We start from the raw sequence: 11,936 nt of genomic DNA, 5'->3' as shown, positions 1-11,936 counted from the left end.
TAGTGTGAGAAGAAAGTAATATGGGTTTTAGTGAAGGATTACTCTGGAGGTGTAAGTAGCCTGCTGTGTATGTATCTGCAAGAGGTACATACCTTTGGTTAGAGCAGACGCATCAACTGTAAGACCCAGGTTTTTGTCTGATCCTATCTCTAAGGCTACTTGGCCGGTAAGCGTATGCAGCGTGACTCTCTGAATGGGGTGGCCGTCTTTGGGCTGAATGAAAATTTGTCCAGTGCTAGGGTTGGGGTAAATTCTGTACAAAGACGGGTTTGCCTCTTGAGAACTACCCAAAGGGTTTTGAGATATGATGGCTTGGTCTATGTTCATGGCCACCACCCGCTCAAATAGAATGCGGTGCGCAAGATTGTTCATGTGCACGCCGTCACCGCTGTTGTAAATGGCTTTCATCTGGTTTGTCTCATCTGGGAAGCCGGTCCAGAAGTCAATGGTCTTGTTCCCGAACTTATTCTGGGTGGCAGCCACCATGTCTACCTGAATCTGGATTTTAGCCTGGTCCCCGTTGAAGTTTCTAGGTTGGGTGGTCGTGACATACAACGGCACATTGGCATTGGCGGCCAAATCGGCGATGGTGGTATAATTGGCCATTTGCGTTGATACCGCCACATTGCCAGCTGCATCATTAGACGGCATATTGATAATGATAGCCTCTGGGTTGTAAGAAAGGGCCTTGGTGATGTTGTTCTGCGGGTTGTTGGTTGGTAAGATGCTGCTGGTGGTGTAACCGCCAACTGCAAGGTTTATAACATTGAAGTCTGTGTCTTTTTGGGTGAGATAGGTTCTGTACCGCCATACCCAGGCACTGTCTTGGGCGCTAGGACCTGTACCTGCCGCGGTAGAAGAGCCCAGAACTACTATGTTATACTCTTTGCCGTTGTCTGGCCTAATGGTGAAAGGGTGGTTGCTGATATCTTTTACATTAGCATCATCTGCGTCTGTAATCCTTACCAATGCTTGGGTTGAAACCGTGGCTGGTACTGTCCAGGTGTATTTTTTGTTGGCGGCAGGTACAGAGGAGGCAATAGGAATCCAGGTGGCGCCATTGTCTGTGGAGTATTCAAGATTGGCAGAGATAATGTTTTCGCTGTTCCAGCCAATGAAAACCTGTTTGCCTGCTTCCCACCGCTCGGCGCCATTAGGGTAAGTAACAGCCAGACTTTTAGGCCCCACTGTGGCGTTATTGAGGTATGTGATTCTGATTACCCCCAGGTAATAGTAGCCATCTGGGTTGGTATTGTTGGTGCCCGTGGTAGCGGTAACAGTAATAGTACCGTTGTCAGCGGGGAGCATGTTACTGACCCGCACAAAATAGCCTTTAGCCCCAGAAGGGTTCATTGCCACCACTTGCGTAGTCTTACCAGTGACCGTGTACTTGGTTTCGCGGTTAGTGCCGCCGGTTCCAGTGTCTACCCTTGAGGCGAAAATGGCAAAGCTGTAAGCCGTCTGAGGACTAAGGTTAGAGAAGGTCACACCCCCAGTTGGTTCAAAACCGCCCACGGCAGCCCTTTTGCTGCCAAAGAAGCTATCAGTGGCGGCATTAGACGGTATTCTGAGACTATCATCTGCAGCTGCTCCGGCTGTATTGCTCCCGTCATTGAAAGCATCTGTGACAGCCACGGTAATTCCGGAATTCAAGCCTTGGTAGTTGATTAGATTGTTCACAGAGCCTGTCTTAGAATCTGTGACATTATTCCAGGTACCAGTAGAAAGGCGGGTGGAGTTGCCAAAATCAATGTTAACAGTATCTCGTTTGCTTTGCGCTACCAAAGAGGAATGGCTGAAGAGCAGCAGTAGGCCAGACACCATGAATAGAGGGATGACCTGTCTTCTGAAGGTAAGGAGTAATGGTAGTCTCATATAGTTTTAGTTTGTCTGTTCTGGTGTGACGATCAACTTGAATGCTGGCAGTAAACCGGTTAATGCAGGAAAACTGTGATGAATTTATCTAAAGTGCTGTTTTTAAGCCGAAGGCGGTAGGTGGCGGGCGGCAAAGTTTTCCCAAAATTCACCGTATAGACCCCATTCGCTTTGTTTTCATTGTTCCAAACTGTTTCTACTACAGTACCATCTCCTTTCTCAACCGTAAGGGTGAGGCCAGGGCTGTTATGTACCGCTACTTCTATCTGATAGGCATCTGCATCTGGGTGTTTAAGTAAATCCAGCAGGTTAGACTGTACCTCCAGTACCGCGTAGGGGAAACCTGTTTCAGGGGTGGGCTTGGTGATATTGGCTTTTGCCAAACCGGCTTGTATCTCTGGCAGGTTGGTGAAAAGAGACCATAGCAAACCACTGCGGTAATTCTCAATCATGGTCACTATTGGTCCCTGGTCTATCGCCAAATACTGCGTGCCTACCCAATTCCTTTCCTTGTTATAGGCATCATATGGGCCATAGGTGCCAATCATGGTATTGCCTAAGTTCTGGTACAGATACCGGAGCACCTGCATAGAGAAATATGGGGTGTAGGGGAAGGAAGACAGGGCGGCGGTGGGCGTCATAGTACCGTTGTCATTGGTGGGGCTGTGGGCCGTGTAGCCATTGTAAGTGTCAGAGGCGGTCAACCCCCAGAGGCTGGCAAAGTACCCATAGCTTTTAGGGGCGGTGTTGATGCTGTAAGAGCGGTTGATAAGGGTATGAATAACATTCTGCTTCCAGTAATTGGCATACTGGTCCTGCAGTTGCCTAGGATCTAAGCTGATGAAGGAGTAGTGTGCAAAGAACAAAGGGCCACCAAAAGCTGGTCCTAACGGGAGTCTGTACCCTTCATAGGTAGACCCATTCACAAAGCTTCCGTTTCTGGTCCAGGAGTTTTGGTAAACAGCTGTAGAAATGGGGTGGGTAGGGGATGCAAGCGCCAGAACATAGGCAATTAACCCCTCATTCCAGCCACTAATAGGCATGTTCATGTCCCAGCCATAGTTGGGGCTCCAGTGCCAATACAATTTGTTGTCTCCCCTGGAGGCATACCAATCCCATTCTACCGTTTCCCAGAGTTGGGTGATCTTGTTACGGAGTTCCGTTTCTTTGGCATCTGCACCGTTAAAGTAGGCCCGGGCAGTAAGCAGGCCATTCATCAGAAAAGCTGTCTCAATAACATCGCCGCCGTTGTCTTTGGCGCTGAATGCGATGACCTTGCCGGTGTTGCCGTTGATCCAGTGGCTCCATACGCCGTGGAATCTATCAGCTGTTGCCAGGAAATTGGTGATTTTGAGTAATCTGTCTACCGCCTGAGTTCTGGTGATGAAGTTTCGGTGCGTACCTACAATGATGGCCTGTACCCCAAAGCCGGAGCCGCCGCTGGTGACCAAATCACCGGAGGTGGTCCGTTCCCGGGCCATGCCAGAGGCCGGGTGGGCAAAATCCCAGAAATAGTTAAATGTTTCCCGCTGTACCTGGTCCAGCAGCTTTTTATCTCCTGCCGTAGAGGAGGGAGCAACTGGTTGAGGTTCAGGGGCAGGGTCTTCCTGTTCCTTGCAGGCTTGGGTGTAGCCCATGCAGAAAATTGAAAGAAGCAGCAAGGGTACGCGCTTTAATAAACCCATTGTGGTAGACTTTAATTTTGTGTTGTTGGCGTTGAACCAGGCTAAAGTGGCTGAGTAAAGAAAATTCAATCCCAGCCTCTCATTGGAAGAGGTGTTTTTGAGCTGTTTTTCTGAAAACAGGCGTAAAACGCCATATCTTCAGAAAAACAGCATCTGTCAAGTCTTAGAAACTAGTTAGAGGCGAACTCTACGGGAGTAGATCAGTTATAATTAGGGTTTTGGGTAAGTACGCCGTTTGATTTATCAATTTCGCCTTGCGGAATTGGCATCAGTTCATGCCGACCCGTTACAAAGTTTTTGCCGGCGGCGCGCAATACAGGGCCTGCAATTCCCCAGCGCACCAGGTCATAGAAGCGCTCATGTTCCATGGCCAGCTCAATACGGCGTTCATGTCTGATAAGGTCACGTAGGGCAGCTTGGTCACGTTCTGTTATTCTTGGCAGAATGGCGGCATTGTTCCCGCGTGCCCTGGCGCGTACCATTTCCAGATATGCCAAAGCATCATCTGTATTGGCAGTGCCTCCTAACTCATTGGCGGCTTCTGCTGCCATAAGCACTACGTCTGCATAGCGCAAGATTCGGATGTTCACCCATAGGCCATGCCTGTTGTTGGCTTCCAATCTGAATTTTGGGTCTGTGTACACCTTTTGGTTATAGCGCTCATTGGGCACAGAGGCCGGAATCACCTCGCCATACGGCGTGGTTTCGCCTCTGAACAAGATGGTAGCATCTCTTCTGGGATCATTGGGCTCATAGGCGTTTACCAGTTGCTGTGATGGCACATTAAAGCCCCAGCCCAAATCCATCTCGCCGGAACCTCTTACCCCTTGTACCTCTGCGTATTGAGTGCCAAACTGGTTTGTGCGGGTGTACAGCGCCTGAATCTCAAAAACAGACTCTGGGCCGTTTTCTTTGGCTTCGGTAAAGATCTGGTTGTAAGGAGTACTTAGGTTATATAAACCAGACCCCATCACGGCTTTCGCGCTGGTCAAGGCGCTGCCCCATTTCTTTTGGTATAGATACACTTTTGCGAGCATGGCCTGGGCTGTCCATTTGGTTGGTCTGCCAGGATATTGGGTACCCCACGTGGGCGGAAGGTTGGTGGAAGCGAACATCAAGTCTTGCTCAATGAAATTGTAGACTTCTGCGGCGGAAGATTGCGGTATGTTAAAGTTGTCTCCTTCTTTAAAAACACGGTCCACAAGTGGTACGCGGCCATACGTTCTTACCAGGTTGAAGTAGAGATACCCTCTCACAAACCGTGCCTCGGCTTGTGATCTTACATAATCTTCAGGGCTAAGGGCAGCCTTCTGTGCTTCTGCCTGCTCTAATACTACATTGCAGTTACTAATTGCTGTGTAATGGGATCGGTAAAAGTCAGTGATCAGGCCGTTGTTGGGCAGAATGTTAAAGTTATCTAAGGCCAATTGGTCTGCACCGTCAGCAGGGGTACTGCCTTTGTCTGCGTCATCTGAGGTAATACTGGTGATGCCCACAAAAGCAAAGGCATGTACGCCCCAAGCCCGAAGACCTGAATACATCCCGTATACATATTGGGTAAGACCGCCGGCCGGGTACGTTTCTGTGGTATATCTGCCTAGAGGTTCACGGTCAAGAAAGTCATTACAAGAAAGTGCGGAAAGGGAGAGTGCGCCTGCTAGGGCAAAAGTTGTATATTTAGTTATCTTTTTCATGAGTACTAAAAGTTAATGTTGATACCACCGGTGAAAATGGAAGGAACAGGATACGTGCCGTTGTCTACCCCGAAACTTAAGGGGGTAGGGCCGCCAACTTCTGGTGAATAGCCGGTGGCATCTGTGAAGGTTTTCAGGTTCTGGGCATTTACATACACTTTCGCATTTTTCATGCGTAGTTTCTGCACAAAACCACTAGGTAGGTTGTACCCCACTGTTAAGTTCCTAATGCGGAAGTAATCGCCTTTCTCTAAGAAGTAGTCTGAAGGCAGGAAGTTCTGTACCCGAGTATTGTCCAAAATGGGCTCAAAATTAGAAGTGCCGGGACCGGTCCAGCGACCTAATCTTCTGGCTTCATAATTAAGAATTGCAAAATTTTGGGCAATGCGACTGTTGTAGATGTAGTTACCTGCCACTCCCTGTAGGTCAATGCCTAGCTCAAATCCTTTATAGTTGAAGTTAAGCGAAGCCCCATAGGTAAAATCTGGGGTTGGGGAACCAATGAAGGTACGGTCTTTTGCTTGATTAAAGACTCCGTCATTATCAACATCTTTATAGCGGATATCGCCTGGCTTGGCCGTGGCAGCTTGCAGAGAATTGGCTACTTCATCTGCATTTTGGAAGATACCATCATGCACAAGACCGTAGAATGAGCCAATAGGGTTGCCTACAGAGGTCCTGGAATTGCCGTCAAAAAGTTCAAAGCCATTATTTTCCCCAATTGCAAGTACTTCATTATGGATAGTTGTGAAATTAGCACTGATGCTGTAGCCAAAATCGCCTTTTTTCTCGCTCCAAGTACCTGTGAATTCAAAGCCTCTGTTTAAAACGGTACCTGCATTAACGTAACTGGTGCCAACCCCCACCGTAGCCTGCCTTGGGACAAGAGTTAGAATGTCTCTAGTTTTACGGTTGTAGTAGTCAATCTCTAGGTTTAACTTATTATTGAGAGTGAAAATTTCCACACCGGCATCAAATCCTTCAATTTTCTCCCATCTAATACCAGGGTTTGGAACATATTCAGGCTGAGCGGCTGGGAAAATTCTGTCACCAAAAACCGCCGAGATACCCGTATTCAATCTAGGGTAGATTACATAATTGCCTACCTGCTGATTTCCCTGCTGTCCCCAAGACGCTTTCAGCTTCAAAAAGTTTACAATGCTTTGGTTCTGCATGAAGCTCTCCTCACTAATTACCCAACCTGCCCCAATAGAAGGGAAGAGGTCATATTGGTTCACCGGCCCAAATCTTGAAGTCCCGTCTCTGCGCAAAGAAGCATTCAGTAAATATCTGCCGGCAAAAGAATAATTGATCCGGGCAAACGTGGCCGCTAAAGCACTCTCTTCTGCTCGTCCTCCATTACGTTGCGTTTCTCGGTCATTGCTGATGCCTAAGTACCAGAAATCTGGGTTGTTAGGAATGTTGGCGGTAATGCCTTGCACAGAGCCATTGAGAAAGTCACTGCCGCTGTATTGCAAAGTGGCCCCTAATAACAATGTGACGTCATGCTTCTCATTGAAAGTGCGGCTATACGTAAGTAAATGATCTTGCTGCCAAGCAGTGTAGGTATCCTTAGATTGACTAACAGAGGTTACTTCATTTCTCTGCGCACGCTGGTCAAGGCTAGGGTCTGGGTTTGGCACCCCAATCACATAAAGTGGTGAATAACTTCTGCTCTGGTTGAAGCCCAAGTCTGTATAAAAGGTAGAACGGAGCGTGAAATTTTTCAGGAATTTCACCTCTCCGAAAGCAGAGGCCACCAGACGGTACCCGTTGCTAATGTTAGTGCCCTTGTTTATTTCCATAAAAGCTAGTGGATTACCCACCTGTGTTCTCTGGAACAGAGGCCCTGAATTATAGACTCCAGATGAATGAGTAGGTGTATAGACAGGGGCTGCCCATAATGCGCCGGTGATGCTGCCCGTTGCCGGGGTGCGGTCCCAACGGAATAAGTTAATGTCAGCACCTACCTTTATATTTTTATTAATAGTGAATTCATCCCGTAAGTGGGCAGTATATCTTTTATAAGAGTCATACTTCACTAGCCCCTCCTGGTTAAAGTAACTCAAACTTAAACTAGCCGAATTCCTCTCTGTAGCCGATGTGATGCTGACGCTATTGTTATTGATGAAGGCATTTTCTCTTAAAATGAGGTCTTGCCAATCTGTGTCTGCTGTATACCCATTGAAATCAAAATCAAAAGGAGATTGCCCTAGATTGTTTAGCTGTTCATTATATAACTGTCTAAACTGAGGCCCATTAGCAACCTCAATTTTATTATCTACCCGCTGCACACCAGCGTAAGAATTTACATTGATGTTTGTTTCACCTGTACGTGCTCTTTTAGTGGTCACAATAACCACCCCGTTGGCACCCTGTAGTCCGAAGATGGCTAGTGAAGAGGCATCTTTCAGGATCTCCATTGACGCAATATCATTAGGATTGATGAAATCAATGTTGTTGGTAATAATCCCATCTACCACAAAAATGGGAGAAACTCCATTGATGGACCCTACACCTCTAATTCTAATGCTAGGAGCTGAACCCGGAGATCCGTTGTTAGTAATCAAAACCCCTGCAGCTTTCCCTTGTAGAGCATTAAGCGGGTTAGGAACAGGAACGTCTTCAAACTCTTCGGCTTTCAGTGACACAATAGAACCCGTGACATCTCTTTTCTGCTGGGTGCCATAGCCTATCACTACCACTTGGTCCAGCTCACTAGAGGCACTTTGCAGTGCCACATTGATAGAGGTTCTGCCGTTCACTGCCACCTCCTGGGAAACATAGCCAATGTAAGTTATGACCAATGTAGCGTTGCTGGCCACATTAGAAAGTGAATATTCTCCGTTAAGGTCAGTCTGGGCGCCAAGGGTGGTTCCTTTTACTTGAACACTAGCACCAATGAGCGGATCATTGTTAGCTCCGGAGGTAATTTTCCCTCTTACGGTAAGAAGCCCCTGGGCATAAAGTGCCGGTAGCAGGAGCAAAGTGAAAAATAGTACTAGTAGTAGTCTCTTCATGGTAGAATAGAGTTTGAGCTTAAGTGATTCAGTTGTTAGAAATCGTTCTCAAATCTGCTTACTTCTTTGCTGATTTAATAAAAAACCACCTATACAATGCTACATCAAATGTTAAAATGTTAAAATTTGAGTAATGATTAGCTGTTTTTGCTGCTTTAACACCTATTTAGGAAGGTTCATTTTTGAAAATGGAAACAGAGAGAATGTAGATGAAAGGCTGGTGTGTGTGGTAATGTTGAGGTGGTTTCCCTTAGATTGAAAAGAAATGTGAGGTGTTCATCTGCAAGATGTAGGGGTGAGATTCTCAAAAACTGCTCTTTTGGGTTGGCATGAGGCAATGTAGAGGGAGAATTACTATTGTAAAAAAGCAAGGTCTTCTTATTCCTGGAACTTCTGCTTCCTGCACAACACCTTTACGGTTATGGCTTGCCTGCCTTTATCGGCTGCTTATTCAGTCTGTCTTAGGAATGTTCAAAATTGTCAGGGAAAGGGTGGCATACTGGCCCCTGATTGTCATGAGAAGTGGGAGGTGGAATGAGAGGAAGTAGCTATTTAGGACGGTCAAGATAAAACGACTGGTGGGTCCCCCTCATTTCCTGTTTTAGGGCTGTTTTAAGAAAAACAGCCCTAAAACAGGAAATGAGGGGGACAGGTTAGACCTCCATGAGAAACTCTACCAGATTCTTCTCATGATCCAGATTCAGTTTTTTCCGGAGGCGGTACCGGCTTATTTCAACACTGCGTACTGTAATGTTTAGCAACGAAGCTATTTCTTTGCTGTTCATGTTCAGGCGCAGGTAGGCGCAAAGCTTTAGGTCTTTAGGCGTAAGGTCAGGATGAAGGGTCTTAAGCTTTTTAAAATAGTTTTCATGTGCCTCGTTAAAACTGGTTTCAAATAGGTTCCAGTCATAATCGCGGTCCATGCCTTCATCAATAACCCGCTGTAGTTTCTTTAACTGGTCTGCCGACAGCTTTTTGCCAGTAGCATCTTTTAGCTGGAGAATTTCTTCGCGGATGCCCTCCAGGAGTTCATTTTTAGAGACAATGCTCAGTGCAGAGTTAGCCAGTTCCCTGCTTTTAGATGCCAATTCGTTTTCAAGCTGCTCGTTTCTGAGCTTAACCAGCTTTTGCTCATTGATCAAAGCCTCCCGTTTCAGAACTTCCTCTTTCTCCTGCTCCATCTTCACCCGTATGCGTTCTTTATCTCTCTGCAGCTTCTGTAGATACAGGTGTCTGGACACATACAGCAGCAGGATTCCCAAAACCACATACCCTATATAGGCCCAATACGTGGCATACCACGGCGGCCCCACTGTAAAAGCAAATTGCGTAATAGGGGAAATGGCTTCATTTTCAATCTTTGCCCTCACCTTAAACCTATATTCGCCCTGGGCCAGGTTCAGGAACTCTTTTTGAGTGGTGGAAGACCAGTCTGACCACTCGCGCGAGTAGCCTTCTAAAAAGTACTGAAACTTGGGCTGGATCTGGCTATAGTATGGCAGGGAGAAGGCAATGCTTATACTGTTTTGCTTAAAAGGGATCTCAATTTTCTGAGATGCCAGCTCTGTAAGAACATGGGGGGCTTCTAACGTGTGCTGAACCCGCCTGATTAACACCGGCGGAATGGTTTTTCTGGCAGCAGGCCGTGCTGCCGCATTATAAACAACAAAGCCTTCATCAATACTGATGAGGTAGATAGAGTTACTGATCCGGCTAATGTTTTCATAATGCTGCACCATTCGCCCGCTCAGCATGTTGAAGGGGGTGGCGTTTACCTGTAAGGTACCCGCTTGAGGCATACTTACCAAAGCCACGCGGCCTTGACTAATGAACCAGTAGTTGCTGCCGGCCGCTTTTATAATTCTGTTAGCCTTGGCAAATGAGCCAAGCTTTTTGTTCAGCTCAGTGTATTTTGAAAAAGAATCACTGATGGCGTCATACACATAAAAACCATTGTCAGAGGTAAAGACAAGCCTGCCATCTAGCCTAAACGTGTTGATGTGGTAATCTTTGGGGAGGCCTTGCCGCTGGTCATACCGTTTTATTTTCTCTACTTTCTGGAGATCTGGGCTTAAGGTGAGTTTAAATAGTCCTTTATAGGCGTGGCTTACCCAGAGCTGCCCATTGTTGTCTTGTTCTACATACCTGGAGGGTTCTCCAAACCCCTCAATTTTATGAGAAAGGGCCCAGGAACCGTCTTGGGTTTTTCTGTAGAGCACTAACCCCGTATAAGTGCCCTGAATGAGCATGTCTTGCCGGGAAGAGAGCTTTTTAAGGGTCCAGCCTCCTTTGAAATCAGAAATTTTCCTGAACTGGGTACCCTGCACCAGAAAAGTACCTTCATTGTGGCCACAGAATAGCTGGTCATCTACCAAAGCTAACTCCCACACCTGGCCTTGTGACCCTTCTATTATTTTAAAATCAAGTGATTGGTAATTTTGTGGGGAATTAGAGGGCCAGTCACTATAGAAAAGGCCTTGATTTGTTCCCAGGTATATTTTGCCCGCATGGATAATGCTGGAATAGACGGTGCCAAATTTACCGGTTTTGTCAAAGTAGAAGTAAAACGGGGAATTGATCTCAATTCTGTCAATGCCATTGTCTAAACCAGCCCACAGGTTCTGTTCCTGGTCTGTGAATAAGCTTAGCACCGTGTTATTTTGCAGGCCACTGGACTTGTTGATTCTGTTGATCACAGTTCCTTCCCGGTCTACTATGATAATGCCATTTAAGATAGTGCCGAAGGCAAAATAGTCTTTCTGCAAAACCACTCCGTTATTAAGCTGGTTTGCCTTCAAGAAATCATTGGCGGCATTGGGCCAGGGGGTGATGGTAGCGTCAGTCAATAAGAAAACCCCATTTTTGGCAGTGCCAATCAGGAAGGAATTCTCAGAGAAGGGGAGAACAGACAAAACCCCGCTCATGCCTAGAAACTCACTCCCCTTCACCAGCACCAGTTTGTTCTGTTTCAGCTCATAAAGCCCTTTGGCAATGACTTCTACAAAGTACCTGCCCTTTGCCTTTAAGAGGAAAAGCAAGGTGTGCTCGCCCTTGATGACGGTAATCTTGCCTTGTGCGTAGATGTAGATGGCAGAAAAGGACTGAAAAATTACCCGGTCTGGCTCCACGTAGATCTTCCAGATCTCGTCTTTAAGCGGACTGGCTTTAGGTAGAAGATGGGTTAAAGTCTGATAGACAAACTTGCCTTGGTGATTGTAATGCCAATAGCCTAATTCCCCAAAGCCCCCGGCATAGATGCGGTTAGCTGCCGTGTCTGCCGCCACAGCCCGCACAATGACTTTGTTAGGCATGCGGTTAAGCTGCCAGTATTGGCCATCAAAAGCCAGCAGGCCATCTGAATTGCCAAAATACATGACATTGTTGTGGCCTTTGGTAATTGCCCAATTCTGATTTCCTGCCTGGTAGTTCAGCTTTGGGTAATTCTGTACAAATGGAAAATGAAAGTCATTAGACGGCTGTGCCAGCGCCTGAGGCAGTGACCACCACCACATTCCCAGATTCAAGAGCAAAAACAGCGTGAACTTTTTTGTCATGCTTTGATAACAGATTGAAGCTGTTTAGAGTTTTTGATTTTGGTTGAATTTTCGGATAAACAAGGCTGTAAAGGCTAGCAGATGCAGGGCAAGCCAGTGCTGCGCCCT

At 46.7% G+C, this 11,936-nt stretch carries 6 protein-coding genes; all 6 read right to left on the bottom strand.

Annotated elements, in window-relative coordinates:
* Nucleotides 1-27: 27 nt before the first annotated feature.
* Nucleotides 28-1,875 carry an SGNH/GDSL hydrolase family protein gene (locus tag FHS90_RS21210; protein WP_182514484.1) on the bottom strand — a complete coding sequence of 616 codons (1,848 nt, stop codon included), beginning with the start codon at nucleotides 1,873-1,875 and terminating at the stop codon, nucleotides 28-30.
* 59 nt (nucleotides 1,876-1,934) lie between these two features.
* The gene (locus tag FHS90_RS21205; protein ID WP_246387307.1) at nucleotides 1,935-3,512 is read right to left on the bottom strand and encodes a glucoamylase family protein; all 1,578 of its coding nucleotides are present in this window, start codon (nucleotides 3,510-3,512) and stop codon (nucleotides 1,935-1,937) included.
* A 248-nt stretch (nucleotides 3,513-3,760) separates the two neighbouring features.
* The gene (locus tag FHS90_RS21200; protein ID WP_220483127.1) at nucleotides 3,761-5,101 is read right to left on the bottom strand and encodes a RagB/SusD family nutrient uptake outer membrane protein; all 1,341 of its coding nucleotides are present in this window, start codon (nucleotides 5,099-5,101) and stop codon (nucleotides 3,761-3,763) included.
* A gap of 158 nt (nucleotides 5,102-5,259) precedes the next feature.
* Nucleotides 5,260-8,274 (bottom strand): SusC/RagA family TonB-linked outer membrane protein, encoded by a 3,015-nt coding sequence (locus FHS90_RS21195; RefSeq protein ID WP_182514481.1) that lies wholly within the window; start codon nucleotides 8,272-8,274, stop codon nucleotides 5,260-5,262.
* A 653-nt stretch (nucleotides 8,275-8,927) separates the two neighbouring features.
* On the bottom strand, nucleotides 8,928-11,828 hold the full coding sequence (locus FHS90_RS21190; protein WP_182514480.1) for a ligand-binding sensor domain-containing protein: 2,901 nt from the start codon (nucleotides 11,826-11,828) through the stop codon (nucleotides 8,928-8,930).
* Nucleotides 11,743-11,936: hypothetical protein (locus FHS90_RS22330; protein WP_220483126.1), on the bottom strand; the 194-nt coding region annotated here is incomplete at its 5' end. The genes FHS90_RS22330 and FHS90_RS21190, both read right to left, overlap by 86 nt.

The sequence above is a fragment of the Rufibacter ruber genome (assembly GCF_014138425.1).
Lineage (GTDB): Bacteria > Bacteroidota > Bacteroidia > Cytophagales > Hymenobacteraceae > Nibribacter > Nibribacter ruber_C.
The sequence above is the reverse complement of the archived record's forward strand: the minus strand, read 5'-3'. Positions and strand labels throughout refer to the sequence as shown.